Genomic DNA, 14978 nt, shown 5'->3' with positions numbered 1-14978 from the left:
TGTGAACCCTGAGGAAGATTTGAAGCGGGCATCCGCAAAAGCCGCCCTGCGCAAAACGATGGCATTGCGAAGGGACGAGTTATCAGAGGAAGAGCGGGCCAAGCGGTCGAAGCAAGCCTGCGCGTTTGCTGCGGAGGTCATGGACCGTCTCCATCTTCAGAGCATGATGATTTATGTTCCCTTTCGCTCCGAGCTGGATTCCCGGCCTCTTATCGAATGGGCATGGAAGCAGGGGATCCAGGTTATCGTTCCACGGAGCTTGACCCAAGACCGTTCGATGGAATTGTATAAGCTTCAGGCATGGGACGAGCTGGTTTCCGGCGCTTACGGCATTTCGGAGCCTGATCCGTTGCGGTCGCAAAAATGGAATCATCCGGGACCGGATATCGTCTGGGTCCCCGGGCTTGCGTTTGACAGAATGGGCGGAAGGCTTGGATACGGAGGCGGTTATTATGACCGGCTGTCGGACAGGCTTAACCAGGGAGCACAAGCCAACGCTCGTCGGATCAAGAAGCCCTTGTGGGTGGGGATCGGTTACGAGGTTCAGGTCTTGGAACAAGTTCCTATGGAAGAACATGATAGGGTATTGGACGGTTTGGTTACGGAACAGGGGCATAACGTGAAGACCAGACCTGCAGCGGAGGGATAAGAGATGGAACTGAGTCATTTTAATGACCAAGGCAGAGCACGAATGGTGGATGTCAGTGATAAGGATGTAACCGCCCGGACAGCGGTAGCGAAGACAACGGTCCGTATGCATCCGGATACGCTGGCCCGCATCCAGGAGGGGAAGATCGGCAAGGGAGATGTGCTTGCCGTGGCACAGGTTGCGGCCATTATGGCGGCCAAGAACACGTCGAACTGGATTCCGATGTGTCATCCGCTGCCGTTGACCGGCGTGAACGTGGCGTTCAGCGATAACGCCAAAGACGAGTTATATATAGAAACGACCGTGAAAACCACAGGCAAAACCGGTGTTGAAATGGAAGCTTTGACAGCTGCTTCAGCCGCTGCGCTTACGGTCTATGACATGTGCAAGGCCCTGCAGAAAGACATGATCATCGGCCCGACCCTGCTGGTAAGCAAAACCGGCGGCAAGAGCGGGGATTACATACAAAAAACGACATAGCATAGATACAGGAGATTCGGACGAGTGGGAAGGAGAGAGGGCAGATGGTGTGGAAAACGGCGATCCTGACGGCGAGCGATAAAGGCTCGCGGGGGGAACGCGAGGATACGAGCGCTCAAGTGATCCGGGAATTGGTGGAGGAAGAGCTGAGCGGTGAAATCATCGAATACCGGATCGTACCGGACGAGCAGGACGAAATTATCGCGGCATTGATCGAGCTTACGGATTATTATCAAGTGGACCTTGTCCTCACGACAGGCGGTACGGAGCTGGCGGTGCGGGATGTTACGCCCGAGGCGACCAAGCGGGTCATCGAACGCGAAGTGCCCGGCATTGCGGAAGCGATGCGTGCTACCGTTATGCAGAAGAATCGGAGCGCGATGCTGTTTCGTGGCGTATGCGGCGTCCGCGGCCGTACCTTGATTGTCAATCTCCCGGGCTCTCCCAAAGGCGTGCACGAGAATCTGGCCGCGGTCATGGATCAGCTTCCGGAGGCACTGTTGATGGTAACGGGCCAGTATCGCGAGCAGCTCTAACGAGTACCTTATTAGATAATTATGTAAATAAACTGTCACGTTTCTGGACTGTATATGTGATTTACATTATGGTATGATGGCGGTATATGAGCTTGTTTCACTGCTGGAGTCGGATGATTTTCTTTAGTTAAAAACCTGTTGCAGCTGCAAGGCATGATGGATTAATGTCATCCTGAAGTCCTTTTGAAGGCATTAAGCAGGACGAGGAGGAGAACAGATATGAGTACAATTGGAGTGCCGGGCATTATTTTGCTCGTTATTTTGGCGCTGCTCTTGTTCGGACCGAACAAACTTCCTGAACTGGGACGTGCGGTCGGAAGAACATTCCGTGAGTTTAAGGACGGTGCGCGGGAGATTATCGCTGACGAAGCACCGGCGAAGAAGAAAGAAGAGGCTCCCCAGCAAGCCGTTGCCGCTGAGCCAGCCAAGATTGAAGACAAGCGTCTTCCGGAATAGAATTAAAGCAAGGCTTGAAGTCCCTTCCTTCGGGAGGGATTTTGTTTTGTCAGGGTCACATACAGGGTGGTGGTTAACTTGTCGGAGCAAGTGAAAGATATGGCGCTTGTGGAGCATTTGGGCGAGCTTCGCAAACGAATTATAATCGTGCTCGTGGTATTCGTAGCAGGACTGGTCGGGGGGCTTTTCGTTGCGGACCCGATCTATCATTATTTGACGGCGGCCGAAGAAGCCAAGAACTTTGAGCTGCATGCCTTCTCTTTTTGGGATGGCATCGGAATCTACATGAAAATCGCCGCCATTTTCTCGCTCGTCATTTCCGTTCCGCTGATCTTCTATCAGCTCTGGGCGTTCGTTAAGCCGGGGCTGCGCAAAGAAGAACAGAAAGCGGCCATACGTTACGTGCCGTATGCGTTTGTTCTGTTCATCGTCGGGATCACGTTTGGTTATTACATCGTATTTCCGATGACGCTGTCGTTTACCACGGCGATCACGCAGGGCATGGGGCTTCAGGAAACCTACGGCATTACCAATTACTTGAATTTTATGTTCAATCTCGTATTGCCGCTTGCCTTGCTGTTTGAGCTTCCGCTTGTGGTGATGTTCTTGACGAGAATTCGCATTCTGAATCCGCTGCGGCTTCGCAAGATGCGCAAGGTCGCGTATTTCGCGCTGGTCTTTATCGCGGTCGTCATCACGCCGCCGGACTTTATATCGGATTTCCTGGTCACGATTCCGCTGCTGCTTCTATACGAATTCAGCGTGTTTCTGTCTTCCGTGATCTATCGCAAGCAATTAGAGGCGGACATGGAACGGGACAGCCGCTACGTAAGGGCAGACGAAGAGGACTGACCGTATTGTTTTTTGCAAAACAAGAGATCCTTTAAGAATAAAAATAACCCGCAAACTTCACTCCTCGGGAGTATGGTTTGCGGGTTGTTTTTTTGTCCAATGAATGATGGATTAGAAATTAGTGTTCATCATTGCCTCAGTCTTCTTTATGGGAATCATGTCATGGCGGCGTCCTAACCTTCATCTTGCGCATATCTCGCCAGAGCCAGCGCAGCGGTTTCTTGCATTCGGGCCTGCAGCGTGCTTCCTTCCACGACTTTCACCCTCAGGCCGAGAAAGCGAATGCGCGAGAGCAGAAATTCGCACTCATCCTCCAAATAGCAGACCTGAATGCGGTAGGTATCGGAAGCTTCATCATAATGCACCGTTTTGTCAAAGCAGGAAAAGGCGTAAAGGATCCGCGACAATTCCCCGTTGTACCGCCGGTGGATCTCAATGATCGCTTGCTTTTTCTGTTTTTCCATCAGCTTCTGCAGCCGTTCCTTTATGCGATCGATCCGGAAGGAGGGGAGCGAAGTCCCTTGTATATATAAAATATGATCGAGTTTCGTGTACATGAGTCCTCTTCGGCTTTTGCTGTACCAGATCAGCATCCATTCCCGTTTGATCATGGAGTACTCCAGTTTGTACGGGAAACCGGACTGATTGCTGCGCGCTTCTCCATGCTTCGTGCGGTAGCTTAGGCGAAAGCCCTGATCCTGCATGATCATTCTGCGCAAGGTTCGAAGATGCGGATGGTAAACGCTTCGTTCCTGTCCCTTGGCTTTCTCCAGAATGATCCCTTTCATCTCGGCACCGCTATGCTCCATGTGGAGGAGCTCCTTGAGCCGGTCCAAGGTGCCGGGCGTAAAGGCGTTTGCCGCCTCGGGGTGCACCAGCATCATTTTCAGCCATCCCCGTTCCTGAGCGGTAATGGCAATCGAGTCGGTTTCCTCAAGCCTTGTTATGATCTGGTAGTTAAATATCTTCTCGAATGGATTCTGGCTCATAATAAGCGGCAATCTCCTTCCATTCCTTAATGAACTCCTGCCGAAGGGAGCGTGGCTGGAGCACCTCGCAGCTGGAGCCGAAGCTGCGGAGCCAAGGCTTAATTTCGCTGGTGCCGTTCACTTCAATTTCGTATAAGAACGAGCTCTCGGATTCCATGGTAACGGTCCCCCATTGCCCTTGCGCCTTGACCCGGTTCAGCACGAAATTCACTTTGCTGCCCTCCGGGTTAAAGAATCTGGCCACGACCTTGGTGGGATTACGGGTATCGGTAACCCAGCTGTGCTCGAATTCGGCCAGCGTTTCCATGAGTCGCTGTTGGAATACTTCTTCTTCAACCACTTCGCCTTCTTCGATTTGAGTCAATCCTTCCATGCGAAACTTCATGAGGCCCTGTCTGCCGTTATGACCGATCAGGTACCAACGGCCGTATTGATGGTCATAGATCACGCGCAGCGGCAGCACCGTTTCCCGAAGCCCTTTGGATTCCCTATGGAACAGCGGATTCGTGTTTCGGGAAGCATAGCGTGAAGAGCTTTTTGGCGATAAATACAGGAAACGAAGCCTCGCCCTTTTGGTGATCGCCTGAAAAATGGTGTGCAGATGCGCCTCATCCAATATGCGTGAATGGTAATGATACTTATAAATATAGGCCGGGTCCGAGTGTGCGGCGATGTCACGATTACGCAGGGCCCTCTTTAAATTGTCTCGAAGCATATACCCCTGAACAGAGGGGAGCTGCGTGTTCGACATGACGTCCACATAATCGTAGAGATCAAGAAGCTCGTCATCCGACAACGAATCGATGAGGTCACGGGCGCCCCTGTAACGGTACGGCCGTTCTGCGCCTGTCCTCACGATGACTCCGACTTCTTCCAGGTATTTGAGATCCCCGCGTATCGTCTTCTCATCGGGCAGTGTTTCTCCGTCCGGGAATTGATCGCCGCAGCGTTCGATGAGTTCCTTCGCGGTTAACTGCTGATGCTGCAGCTGGGTGAGGATCATGGATAGCCTCAAGCTTTCCGATGCTTTGAGCGATTTGCCGCGGAACAGCAGCAGCAGGAGCGGATCAGCGGTTTCATAGTATGAATAGCGCAGACCTTCGGAGAGGGTAAGACTTTGTTCTTCGGAGAGCTGCGGCTGAAGCGATTCAATTTTATTTTTTAAATTTCGGAGCGTTTTGTCATAGGTATGTACTGAAATGCCAAGGCGATCGGCCAGTTGTTGCCGGTTGTATGCGCCGCCGGCCAGCGCCAGAATACGAAGAAATTGGATTTCTTTATCGAAGCTTTCCCGAGCCATGGCGCCCTCCTTCAAATCATATATTAGATTGTACGCGATCCAGTCTGTAACTATTGTAGCAAGGATAGGGAACCGCATAAAGGAAGGATATTGTAATATCAATTTGTTATCGCCATACTTTTGCCCTGTTGAAATAGGAACGCATGGAGGACAATAAGGATATCGGAAATTTACACGGCAACTACAGAAGGAGAGATTCCGGATATGAATATAACGCAGGAAATGAAATCGACGATTCAACAAGAACTTGAGCGGATTGAGAAGGAGGAAGGGGTCCTAATCCTGTATGCCTGCGAATCAGGCAGCAGGGCCTGGGGTTTCCCGTCGACGGACAGCGATTACGACGTAAGGTTTATCTATATCAGACCCGTGGAGTGGTATTTATCGATCTTCGACAAGCGGGATGTGATTGAACGGCCAATCAACGACAGGCTGGATATGAGCGGTTGGGATTTGAAAAAAGCATTGGGGCTTTTTCGCAAGTCGAATCCGCCCCTGCTTGAATGGCTGGAGTCCCCCATCAAGTATAAGGAGACGCTTGGCATCGCACAGCAAATCCGAAGCATATCTCCGCTTGCCTTCTCGCCTAAATCTTGCATGCACCACTACCTGAACATGGCCAAAGGCAATTACCGGATGTATTTGCAAGGGGGAGACGTTAAGATCAAAAAATATTTCTATGTACTGCGTCCGATCCTGGCATGCGACTGGATTCAAACCTACAACGAGATGCCTCCCATGGAATTCGAGCTGCTTACGGATCGCTTATTAGATCAAGGAAGTGCGCTGAAACAGGAGATTGATCAATTGCTTCTTCGCAAACGTTCGGGTGAAGAGATGAATATTGAACCGAAGCTTCCTATCATTAACGCATTCATTGAAGATAAATTGAACGAATATGAGCAGCTGGCCAAGAATCAGAAACATCAAGACATGGATCTGGATCAAATGCTGGATGATTTGTTTCGGAACGCGCTGGTTGAAGCATGGGGAACCGGCTGACGGCAGTTATAGGCCAATTTGGCAATTATTCAGCTCACATCAACGAATCCGCAGTTTTATGAAAGATGAAATCTTTCTGCGGAAGGGCATGCTCCGGGCTGTTTTGTTCTGCCGAATGATGACTAGATCTATGGTTCCATTCGTGTAGTGTTCCTAAAGCCTCAGGCATATTTTGGCTGGTCATGGATACAATGGTGAAGGGGGTTTAGGGACAACCTCTCCCTAAGTCCGGATTGCAAAAAAATGATCAAAAATTCATGCAAAGGACTTGAAATTTTAAGACAACTTGAGTATCATAAAATTGGTTGTTAGCACTGAGGGTTGTCGAGTGCTAATACATAAGGCTTTGGAAAAAGCATCACAACATATTTAAAGGAGGCTATTTTTTCATGATCAGACCTTTAGGTGAACGCGTATTGGTAGAACCGATCGAACAAGAAGAAACAACGGCATTCGGGATTGTACTTCCTGACTCTGCTAAAGAAAAGCCGCAAGAAGGTAAAGTTATTGCTGTAGGCAGCGGCTCACTGAAAGACGGCGCACGTGTACCTTTGGAAGTTAAAGAAGGCGACCGAGTTATTTTCTCCAAATACGCTGGAACAGAAATCAAATACGAAGGTAAAGAATATTTGATTATGAAAGAAAGCGACATCCACGCGATCTTAGGCTAATGAATGCCTGAATATATCCTGTTTTACCATTCCATAATCCACTAGGGAGGTATGTAATACCATGGCAAAAGACATTAAGTTCAGTGAAGACGCCCGTCGCTCCATGCTTCGCGGTGTAGATGCTTTGGCAAATGCAGTTAAAGTAACGCTCGGACCGAAAGGCCGTAACGTGGTTCTTGAGAAAAAATTCGGAAGCCCGCTCATCACGAATGACGGCGTAACCATCGCTAAAGAAATCGAGCTGGAAGATGCATTCGAGAACATGGGTGCTCAGCTAGTTAAAGAAGTAGCTACCAAAACCAACGATGTTGCCGGTGACGGTACAACAACGGCAACGGTTCTGGCACAAGCCATGATCCGTGAAGGTCTGAAGAACGTTACAGCTGGCGCAAACCCAATGATCATCCGCAAGGGTATCGACAAAGCGGTTAAAGCAGCCGTAACCGAGCTTGCGAATATCGCGAAAGAAGTGAAAAACCATCAGGAGATCGCTCAAGTCGCTTCCGTATCCGCAGCTGACGAAGAAGTAGGTCAACTGATTGCAGAAGCAATGGACAAAGTGGGTAAAGACGGCGTTATCACCGTTGAAGAATCCCGCGGCTTCTTGACGGAGCTTGAAGTAGTAGAAGGTATGCAATTCGACCGCGGCTACATCTCTCCATACATGATCACCGATACGGATAAAATGGAAGCCGTTCTTGAGAATCCATACATCCTGATCACCGATAAAAAAGTAACCAACACGCAAGAGATCCTGCCGATCCTTGAAAAAATCGTACAGCAAGGCAAACCGCTCGTACTGATCGCGGAAGACATCGAAGGCGAAGCGCAAGCGATGCTGATCGTGAACAAACTGCGCGGAACGTTCAACGCTGTTGCTGTTAAAGCTCCTGGCTTCGGCGACCGTCGCAAAGCCATGCTGCAAGATATCGCTGCATTGACTGGCGGTCAAGTGATTACGGAAGAGCTCGGCCTCGACCTGAAAACGGCTTCCATCGATCAATTGGGTACCGCTCGTCAAGTGCGCGTAACCAAAGAGAACACGATCATCGTGGATGGCGCTGGCAACAAGGAAGATATCGATGCTCGCGTGAAGCAAATCCGCAACCAATTGGAAGAAACGACTTCCGATTTCGACAAAGAGAAACTGCAAGAGCGTCTGGCTAAATTGGCTGGCGGCGTAGCGGTTATCAAAGTCGGTGCGGCTACTGAGACGGAATTGAAAGAACGCAAACTGCGCATCGAAGATGCCCTGAACGCAACTCGCGCTGCGGTTGAAGAAGGTATGGTATCCGGTGGTGGTACAGCGCTCGTTAACGTATACAACGCTGTTGCTGCAGTTCAAGTTGAAGGCGACGAGAAAACAGGCGTGAACATCGTTCTGCGCGCTCTGGAAGAGCCGATCCGCACGATTGCAGCTAACGCTGGCCAAGAAGGTTCCGTCATCGTAGAGCGTCTGAAAAAAGAAGAGATCGGCATCGGCTACAACGCGGCTACCGATACTTGGGTGAACATGTTCGAAGCAGGTATCGTTGACCCTGCCAAAGTAACGCGTTCCGCTCTTCAAAACGCTGCATCCGTTGCGGCCATGTTCCTGACAACCGAAGCGGTTATCGCTGACAAGCCAGAACCAGAAAAACCAGCTATGCCTGACATGGGCGGCATGGGTGGAATGGGCGGCATGATGTAACAAAGGGGTCAAAAACCCTGTAATACCGCATAATGAAAGGCTCCCGAGAGGGAGCCTTTTGATATAAAATCACGAAAAAATCACATTCCTTGCAAAACTGGATCAGGCGAGGTGTCGATTAGTGTTGAATTTGAAGTTCAAAATATCGGCGAAGTGTATTCGGATTCTCTCGTTCGCATTTTTTCTCATTTTCTCAGTTACGTGGGTATAGATTCTTAATGTGGTCTCTGGATCATCGTGACCGACCCGCTGCATAATTGTTTTCAAATCCACTCCAGCTTCAGCAAGCATACTAATGTGTGTATGCCTGAAGATATGAGGTGTTGCTGCTTTTTTTATGGATGTTTTCTTGAGAAGTCTTTCCATTCGATTTAATACGGTTTTTTGAATAAACGGGTATCCATTATCCCGACAAAATACAAAATTAGCATCATGAAATTCTGGATTAGTCTCTTTATTTTTGAGCATGATTTTCTGCTGAGCATCCTTGTAAGACTTTAGCAGATTCATTACGCTCTCATCAATGTCTACCGTGCGGATCGATCCTTTGGTTTTGGGGGGGACAAGTTGATATTCTTTCATGTTATTGTTTTCGTTATAAAGTGTCTTTGTAATACGAATTTGATTTGATTCGAAATATATGTCCGTCCATTTCAATGCGCATAACTCGCCGGAGCGCATACCGGAGAATGCTAATAGGTAAAACCTTTCTAGATCCATAGGCATACCATGAAGGAAAGCTGCTTCTAGAAATTCCGTTAGTTCGTTCCTCTCTAAAAATTCATCCTCGATGGATGTGTTTTCGATTTCTTCGACTGTAAGGATCTTCTCAGGTATGATTGCACCTGTGCAAGGGTTGTCAATCCTCATTTTACTTTTTATTGCATATTTCATGATCATGTTGGCTGTAACATGAACTCCCTCGATAGTAGTTCTTGCATATTCCTTATCATCAAGTTCATTAAGAATATTCTGGTACTGCCTGTGTGTAATTTTGTCTATGTTCATTTTCGCAATATAACGCAAAAGGATTTTGATTTCCTTTTCTCTTATTCGAATTGTCCCGGGCTTTACTTTTCCTTTAGAATATGTTTTTAACCATTCCCAAGCGACCTCCTCAAATGGGAGCTTTTTTACCTTCTTCGCATCAACTCCGTGTTTCGTTAACTGGTCTAAAACTTTTTGTGCACGATCCAGTGCTTCTTTTTTTGTATCGCCTCGGCGAGGAATTTGCTTACGTTTTCCCGTAACTGGATCAGGCGGCCCCTCTAATGTGCAGATCCATTTATATCCTTGCTTATTCTTGGCGGGGACTTTTGTATAACTCGCCACTTTCCATCGCCCTCCTCAGAAATCTGCTCCATAAAAATTTAATACTTGCTCTATATCTTTCCGCTGAACGATGAACTTGAAGGCGGAATTATAATACCTGCTGGCCAGGTGGCTCAGCTTCAGACTGATCTTCCCATCTCTGGTGTAATCCAAATCATTAAACTTTATAGGTTTACAGTCGACAAATGCCTCCAGCTGGCTTTCCTCGATACGTTTGAATGGACCGTCCAGCGAGAAGGTAAGTTCCTCTTGAGTAAGAAGGGTATTTTTATCTACCTGAATAATGATTTGAGAAGGCTCGATGTAATCACCACTTGGGTCGAAATAAGCATAGAAGGTCGTTTCACTCTGGCTAGGAATATCTTCATAATTTATTCGATTCCTGATCTCCATGAGCTTTGAGGTTTCGCTCAACAACTTCCCTTGATATACCCTTCGCTGGATTTGCTCTAGTCTTTGCTTCGCGACATAGGTCGGAACTCTAAAAGTGGACGCTAAGAAACGAATGGCATCAGCCTGATTATCCGGTAATGAAAGCTTGGATATCATAGAAATTGGCATGGCAGCGTAGAGCACAAAGTGGTCTGCTTCTATTTCCTGAGCTTTCGTGAATGATTTAGGTAACACCATTTGATTGCCGGCGTGTCGGAGTAAATGACAGAGTTCATGCAAAAATTCAACCCATTGTTTTTCAGGTGTTAATCTGTTGTCTAGAAAAATGCTATATTTTCCCGGCAAAGTTTCTACCGCACGACTTCGGACTCTGTGATAATGAATCCAAATATTTAAATGATTGGACAGTTCTTCGACGGTCAGCTGTTGAGGTGTATGTATTCCGTGGCGTGCATAAGTCCTTTCAACAAATTGTTCTAATGGAGTGGTTTCATAATATCTAAACATGTTGCAACCTCCACTTTTGGGAATGTATGTTCGGTTTGTGCTTAAAAAGAAAAGCCAGTGACTGGCTGTTTCTATAGCGGAGATAACAGTTATCGATTCTTTAATTTATTGACTTCTAATTTTTATGTTGATTTCCAACTGCGACCTCTTGCCAAGCATGTTGTTGTTCTGAATCAACGATCTCTTGCTGATTTCTTAATAAAATTGATTCACGATATTCTTCTGCAGCAGATGTTCGAATAAATTCAACTGATTTATCATGGTTGTTTTTTATTACCTGCTCAATTTCATCTATTGATACTTTAAAATACTCTCTGCGTTTATTAACATAATTTAAACGTTTATTTTCAAATGTTTTATGTAATTTTGCCTCTAGAGTTGGAGCATCGTCTGAAAAAATCATAGCATGGACATCAAAATTAAACGGCACTGAGGCATCACCAAGTTCGTATACGCGATCATAAGGATCGAGTCTTCGAGTCATACCGATTTTGAACACACCTTCTCCAAATGAACCTATATTAGATATTACATACACATAACCGGCCCTTTGGTTGGCTTCACGATAGTCAACTTCTTGAAGGCTTACTTCAATTTCCTGCAGATTTTTTTGTAGCTCGGCTATTTTGTCACTAATAAGTAACCGTTCTTCCTCTGACTTGCACTGCTCCAACTGTTTCATTGCTTTCTCTAAAGCATTTGTATAATGGCGTTTTTCTTTTTCGATAGTTTTTCTTGCCTCATCAATTTCACGCTGGAGACGGGCTTCTTCACGCATTTGTTCACGGATCTGGCGTTGTTCTTCTTTCTCCTCTTGTTTTTTTACTGAATATTCATATGCGAGATATAGCTCTGTCAATTTTAGTTGTAAATATTCCTCGGTAATATAAACTTGCATTATCTTGCCCAGCTTATTCAGAGTTTCATATGATTTGATTATCCTTTTTTCATAAGTGGCTATATTATTAAACTTGACATTCGCAACGCAAACGTCGCATTCGTTATTAAATGACCTAAGCGAAAGCTTAATCATGTCATTGACCATTTTTCTTCCTTCTGCCTTATTGTTGTTCACGGTCCAGCTTTGGCTGCCTACACAGGCTGTGCCTTCCTTGATCATTAACTTTTGTGCATCTCGTAGTGTATCAAGCTTTTGTTTAAAGATAGTGCTATTTGCAAATTCAAACTTGGGTTTATAAAGAGAAAAGGATTCTAAGCTAATTTGTTCATCCAGATCCAGAAGCTCCTTCGATTTGGTTTCATACTGTGAGTACAACACATCTAATTTATTTTTTTGTAATTGAATCTCATCTAACAACAAGTTTTTTTCATGGGATAACTTAGATATTGCTATCGTTAAATCGAATGCTTCTTGATGTTCAGGTGTCATGATTTTTTTTAAATTCTCATAATCAGCACGAACATTTTCAAGCTCAGTTTTTATTTTCTTTATTCTAAAAATATCAAGTATGCTCATTTTATTAATTCCACCGTGTAATCCCCATCGGCTGGGGTACTTGCTTCAGGATTTACTCCCCTTGTTGTTGAGATGACTGGCATCAGATCAGGGTATTAGATATCATTCAACCATTTATTAGCATAGATATGCGCTCCTCCAGAAGCTAAGGTAGCAATAACAGAGATGACAACTGAAGCGCCTAGGCTGTCGAACCACTGCCCGATAATCCAGCCTACAACTCCACATCCCAAAGAAAGAATTATAAATAACAAATATCGCACTGGTTTAATGTTCATAAGAATAATCGAACCTAGAAAAACTCCTCCGAAAACCCACCATGAAGAAAAGTATATACCTGATATCACTGCAATAATAATTATCTCTCCGAACAACCAGTTTACTCCAGATTCACTCTCGCGAGATTGGGTTACCCCTTTTCTGATCTCTTCATGATTCAAAATAATCACCATTAATTAAATCCTCATCGGCTGAGGTATTTGCTTATTCACCTTGTCTTTGTCCCGGTTTCCGGTCTCTTTCCTTTTCCATCAACGCTTTAAAAATGATCCTCATTTCCTCACGACGTTCTTCTGGGGCGTCCAGATAATCTTTGAAAAAAATTCCGTGCTCTGGATTATTAATAAATGCTTCGAATTCGGCTTGTTCTTTCTCGTCAAAACCATCTGATTGAATAGAAGAACGTGGTTTATCAGTTCGCCCCAATAAGTAGTCAGTGCTCACTTCAAAGAAATCGGCCAATTTTTTAAGTGTATCAAAATCAGGTTGTGTATTACCGGTTTCGTATCGTGCATATGTTGCACGATTAAACCCAAGACGATCAGATAATTCTTGTTGAGATATTTTCTTTCGTGACCGTAACTCCCTAAGTCTTTCATTGAATGAAGTCATCTATATACCTCATTTACCATTATATTTATTGAATATTATAAGTGAAAAAAATTCACAAAAAAATAAATGTGATAAAATTACACATTAATAGTTGACTGTGAATTTAATGCACATTATAATATGTGTAGAAACTTCACAAGGAGGTGGAGCGGTGGACACTCAATTTTTAATCGACAAACGAACTCAGTTGAGCCTAACCCAAGAAAAAGTTGCCGAGTTGGCTGGAATCGAAAGGTCTTATTATACCAAGATTGAAAATGGGACTGTGCCAAGTGTTAGGGTTGCTAAAAGAATTGCAGAGGTGCTTCAGTTTGAGTGGCCGATTTTTTTTGAATCAAATAGTGCAAAAAATGCACAACGGTCATTTTCCGGAAAAGACACTGCTTGAAAGGAGGCAGGTTAGATGGAACATCAGTTATCTGAAGCCATAGCTGTCAAAGAAACATTTGATTGTATAGAAGTAAATGAAATGTTGTCCGAAGGATGGACATTGCACAGCATGTGGCCCGATTCAAATAAAACACGTTATGTACTTATTAAATTCTAAAGGGAGGCGGGGGGGTTCAAATGGAAGCAGGAATTTTTAAAGTCCAGGTTGATTTCGGCCAACTGCAAGACGCCATTAATGAGGCGGTAGACCAGGCCATTGAAAGACACGCGTTAAAGTCATCTTTGCCGCCTATTTTGACAAAACAGCAGCTTATGGACTTGCTGGATATTGGAGCTACGAAAGCGTCAGAGCTTTTGAATAGAAATGATTTCCCGGTCATTCGAGAGTTTGGCCATCCAAGGGTACCGACTCACTCGCTTATGACTTGGATCGACGAGCATACCGAGTGGATCCGGGACAACGCTGGTGAAAAATCGAAGGTGAAAGGGAAGGGAAGGGTGGCATGAAATGCGTTTTCGCTGGATGCGTCAAACCTCCAGAATTGCCTGTGTTTCAGCGACAGTAACAAGAAGCTTGCTGAAAAACATAGATGTTGAAGTCGCCTTGGATATGTCACTTCCGAATTACGCAGTAAACCCAGAAAGCTTACCAAAACTTGAACGAAAGCGAGTTTTGAAAGAAGCAACGGAAAGCTTGAAGAGGATAGAAGAAAGCCGCCGGAGCGGTACCGGCTGCCGGCGGCGAAGGGGATGACGATTGGGGAAGGTTTTGCTCACAGATAAATATTACAACAGTTCCTTGTCCAATATCATCCCAATAATTGGGCAAAGGAGATCAGATTATTATGGCGATTGGACAATTCGGCAGCGCGCTTGAGGAAGTCCTCAAACGTAAAGGCCAAACAAAAATCCAGGCTGCACAAGTGGCCAAAATAGATAACTCGACGCTCGGCAAGATCATCAAAGGTTCTCGGAAGGCGCCGAAAGATATCATGCGAAGCACTGCAACACATTACGATGATGGCCAGCTCTACATTGCTGCAGCTGGGGAGGTCACCGGTGGCGCCTTCGCCCCCTGGCTCAACAATGTGGATTTACATAGAGCATCGGTGCTTTTCAAAACGGTCGAGGAAATGAAGGAAGTTTTGGTGCTAACATCCGAGGCGCCGATCAGTAAAACTGCTGATCAGCTGACTGAATCAGATAGGCAGATATTGAAACGGCTTCTGATGGAAACAGTCGAAGCGATCACTGCGTTAACGCACTTTGCAGCAGTTCTCTGTAAGGAGTATTCATTCAGCTGGCTCGCCACATGGAAAGAGCATCGAGCTGATTTGAAGGCAAAAAAATATATGAAATGAGG

19 protein-coding genes are annotated in these 14978 nt (G+C 45.9%); 12 read left to right on the top strand and 7 right to left on the bottom strand.

What is annotated here, in order from left to right; translation table 11 throughout:
• Position 1 precedes the first annotated feature (1 nt).
• The 5 genes from P0X86_RS27440 to tatC all read left to right on the top strand — a co-directional run bounded on the left by P0X86_RS27440 (position 2) and on the right by tatC (position 2973).
• Positions 2-649, top strand: coding sequence for a 5-formyltetrahydrofolate cyclo-ligase (locus P0X86_RS27440; protein ID WP_096776537.1), 648 nt, complete (start codon positions 2-4; stop codon positions 647-649).
• A 3-nt stretch (positions 650-652) separates the two neighbouring features.
• The gene (gene moaC, locus P0X86_RS27435) at positions 653-1129 is read left to right on the top strand and encodes a cyclic pyranopterin monophosphate synthase MoaC (RefSeq protein ID WP_096776536.1); all 477 of its coding nucleotides are present in this window, start codon (positions 653-655) and stop codon (positions 1127-1129) included.
• Between the two features lie 44 nt (positions 1130-1173).
• Positions 1174-1665 carry a MogA/MoaB family molybdenum cofactor biosynthesis protein gene (locus tag P0X86_RS27430; RefSeq protein WP_009593970.1) on the top strand — a complete coding sequence of 164 codons (492 nt, stop codon included), beginning with the start codon at positions 1174-1176 and terminating at the stop codon, positions 1663-1665.
• Positions 1666-1884: 219 nt separating this feature from the next.
• A complete protein-coding gene (locus tag P0X86_RS27425) occupies positions 1885-2121 on the top strand; it encodes a twin-arginine translocase TatA/TatE family subunit (RefSeq protein WP_096776535.1) in 237 nt (78 codons plus the stop codon).
• 78 nt (positions 2122-2199) lie between these two features.
• Positions 2200-2973: a twin-arginine translocase subunit TatC gene (tatC, locus tag P0X86_RS27420; protein ID WP_015737287.1), complete on the top strand. Its 774-nt coding sequence runs from the start codon at positions 2200-2202 to the stop codon at positions 2971-2973.
• Positions 2974-3146: 173 nt separating this feature from the next.
• On the opposite strand, the gene P0X86_RS27415 is transcribed toward tatC, so the two are convergent.
• Complete coding sequence (locus P0X86_RS27415) at positions 3147-3962, bottom strand: WYL domain-containing protein (RefSeq protein ID WP_192570669.1); 816 nt, start codon at positions 3960-3962, stop codon at positions 3147-3149.
• The gene (locus P0X86_RS27410; protein WP_096776533.1) at positions 3931-5262 is read right to left on the bottom strand and encodes a helix-turn-helix transcriptional regulator; all 1332 of its coding nucleotides are present in this window, start codon (positions 5260-5262) and stop codon (positions 3931-3933) included. Before P0X86_RS27410 ends, P0X86_RS27415 begins: the two co-directional genes overlap by 32 nt.
• A gap of 204 nt (positions 5263-5466) precedes the next feature.
• Here P0X86_RS27410 and P0X86_RS27405 point away from each other — a divergent pair, with 204 nt between their 5' ends.
• The 3 genes from P0X86_RS27405 (at position 5467) to groL (ending at position 8625) form a co-directional block, all read left to right on the top strand.
• On the top strand, positions 5467-6264 hold the full coding sequence (locus tag P0X86_RS27405; RefSeq protein ID WP_096776532.1) for a nucleotidyltransferase domain-containing protein: 798 nt from the start codon (positions 5467-5469) through the stop codon (positions 6262-6264).
• A 389-nt stretch (positions 6265-6653) separates the two neighbouring features.
• A complete protein-coding gene (gene groES / locus P0X86_RS27400; RefSeq protein ID WP_006212454.1) occupies positions 6654-6935 on the top strand; it encodes a co-chaperone GroES in 282 nt (93 codons plus the stop codon).
• Positions 6936-6996: 61 nt separating this feature from the next.
• Positions 6997-8625 (top strand): chaperonin GroEL, encoded by a 1629-nt coding sequence (groL, locus tag P0X86_RS27395; protein ID WP_009593977.1) that lies wholly within the window; start codon positions 6997-6999, stop codon positions 8623-8625.
• Positions 8626-8727: 102 nt separating this feature from the next.
• Here the strand turns inward: groL and P0X86_RS27390 are convergent, their stop codons facing one another.
• The 5 genes from P0X86_RS27390 to P0X86_RS27370 all read right to left on the bottom strand — a co-directional run bounded on the left by P0X86_RS27390 (position 8728) and on the right by P0X86_RS27370 (position 13225).
• Positions 8728-9957, bottom strand: a complete 1230-nt coding sequence (locus P0X86_RS27390) for a tyrosine-type recombinase/integrase (protein WP_277746984.1) — start codon at positions 9955-9957, stop codon at positions 8728-8730.
• Between the two features lie 15 nt (positions 9958-9972).
• Positions 9973-10857: an ImmA/IrrE family metallo-endopeptidase gene (locus P0X86_RS27385; RefSeq protein WP_277746983.1), complete on the bottom strand. Its 885-nt coding sequence runs from the start codon at positions 10855-10857 to the stop codon at positions 9973-9975.
• Positions 10858-10972: 115 nt separating this feature from the next.
• On the bottom strand, positions 10973-12334 hold the full coding sequence (locus P0X86_RS27380; protein WP_277746982.1) for an SNIPE associated domain-containing protein: 1362 nt from the start codon (positions 12332-12334) through the stop codon (positions 10973-10975).
• A 95-nt stretch (positions 12335-12429) separates the two neighbouring features.
• Positions 12430-12786 (bottom strand): hypothetical protein, encoded by a 357-nt coding sequence (locus P0X86_RS27375; protein WP_277746981.1) that lies wholly within the window; start codon positions 12784-12786, stop codon positions 12430-12432.
• A gap of 31 nt (positions 12787-12817) precedes the next feature.
• The gene (locus P0X86_RS27370; protein WP_277746980.1) at positions 12818-13225 is read right to left on the bottom strand and encodes a helix-turn-helix domain-containing protein; all 408 of its coding nucleotides are present in this window, start codon (positions 13223-13225) and stop codon (positions 12818-12820) included.
• A gap of 151 nt (positions 13226-13376) precedes the next feature.
• Between P0X86_RS27370 and P0X86_RS27365 the strand changes: the two genes are divergently transcribed.
• From P0X86_RS27365 to P0X86_RS27350, 4 genes are all read left to right on the top strand, one after another.
• Positions 13377-13613: a helix-turn-helix domain-containing protein gene (locus P0X86_RS27365; RefSeq protein ID WP_277746979.1), complete on the top strand. Its 237-nt coding sequence runs from the start codon at positions 13377-13379 to the stop codon at positions 13611-13613.
• A gap of 15 nt (positions 13614-13628) precedes the next feature.
• A complete protein-coding gene (locus P0X86_RS27360; RefSeq protein ID WP_277746978.1) occupies positions 13629-13772 on the top strand; it encodes a hypothetical protein in 144 nt (47 codons plus the stop codon).
• Positions 13773-13792: 20 nt separating this feature from the next.
• Positions 13793-14122: a DNA-binding protein gene (locus tag P0X86_RS27355; RefSeq protein WP_277746977.1), complete on the top strand. Its 330-nt coding sequence runs from the start codon at positions 13793-13795 to the stop codon at positions 14120-14122.
• A gap of 338 nt (positions 14123-14460) precedes the next feature.
• Entirely contained in the window at positions 14461-14976 is a 516-nt protein-coding gene (locus P0X86_RS27350) for an XRE family transcriptional regulator (protein WP_277746976.1), read from the top strand.
• Positions 14977-14978 lie beyond the last annotated feature (2 nt).

Source organism: Paenibacillus sp. BR1-192 (assembly GCF_029542445.1).
Classification (GTDB): Bacteria; Bacillota; Bacilli; order Paenibacillales; family Paenibacillaceae; genus Paenibacillus_AQ; species Paenibacillus_AQ lautus_A.
This window is presented reverse-complemented; position numbering and strand designations above follow the sequence as displayed.

What these genes read in the sequence shown, in the direction of transcription:
- groES (WP_006212454.1), top strand. Translation starts at nt 6,654, where the DNA reads ATGATCAGACCTTTAGGTGAACGCGTATTGGTAGAACCGATCGAACAA.
- P0X86_RS27410 (WP_096776533.1), bottom strand. Translation starts at nt 5,262, where the DNA reads ATGGCTCGGGAAAGCTTCGATAAAGAAATCCAATTTCTTCGTATTCTG.
- moaC (WP_096776536.1), top strand. Translation starts at nt 653, where the DNA reads ATGGAACTGAGTCATTTTAATGACCAAGGCAGAGCACGAATGGTGGAT.
- P0X86_RS27430 (WP_009593970.1), top strand. Translation starts at nt 1,174, where the DNA reads ATGGTGTGGAAAACGGCGATCCTGACGGCGAGCGATAAAGGCTCGCGG.
- P0X86_RS27405 (WP_096776532.1), top strand. Translation starts at nt 5,467, where the DNA reads ATGAATATAACGCAGGAAATGAAATCGACGATTCAACAAGAACTTGAG.
- P0X86_RS27375 (WP_277746981.1), bottom strand. Translation starts at nt 12,786, where the DNA reads ATGGTGATTATTTTGAATCATGAAGAGATCAGAAAAGGGGTAACCCAA.
- P0X86_RS27380 (WP_277746982.1), bottom strand. Translation starts at nt 12,334, where the DNA reads ATGAGCATACTTGATATTTTTAGAATAAAGAAAATAAAAACTGAGCTT.
- P0X86_RS27425 (WP_096776535.1), top strand. Translation starts at nt 1,885, where the DNA reads ATGAGTACAATTGGAGTGCCGGGCATTATTTTGCTCGTTATTTTGGCG.
- P0X86_RS27350 (WP_277746976.1), top strand. Translation starts at nt 14,461, where the DNA reads ATGGCGATTGGACAATTCGGCAGCGCGCTTGAGGAAGTCCTCAAACGT.
- groL (WP_009593977.1), top strand. Translation starts at nt 6,997, where the DNA reads ATGGCAAAAGACATTAAGTTCAGTGAAGACGCCCGTCGCTCCATGCTT.
- P0X86_RS27415 (WP_192570669.1), bottom strand. Translation starts at nt 3,962, where the DNA reads ATGAGCCAGAATCCATTCGAGAAGATATTTAACTACCAGATCATAACA.
- P0X86_RS27355 (WP_277746977.1), top strand. Translation starts at nt 13,793, where the DNA reads ATGGAAGCAGGAATTTTTAAAGTCCAGGTTGATTTCGGCCAACTGCAA.
- P0X86_RS27360 (WP_277746978.1), top strand. Translation starts at nt 13,629, where the DNA reads ATGGAACATCAGTTATCTGAAGCCATAGCTGTCAAAGAAACATTTGAT.
- P0X86_RS27385 (WP_277746983.1), bottom strand. Translation starts at nt 10,857, where the DNA reads ATGTTTAGATATTATGAAACCACTCCATTAGAACAATTTGTTGAAAGG.
- P0X86_RS27370 (WP_277746980.1), bottom strand. Translation starts at nt 13,225, where the DNA reads ATGACTTCATTCAATGAAAGACTTAGGGAGTTACGGTCACGAAAGAAA.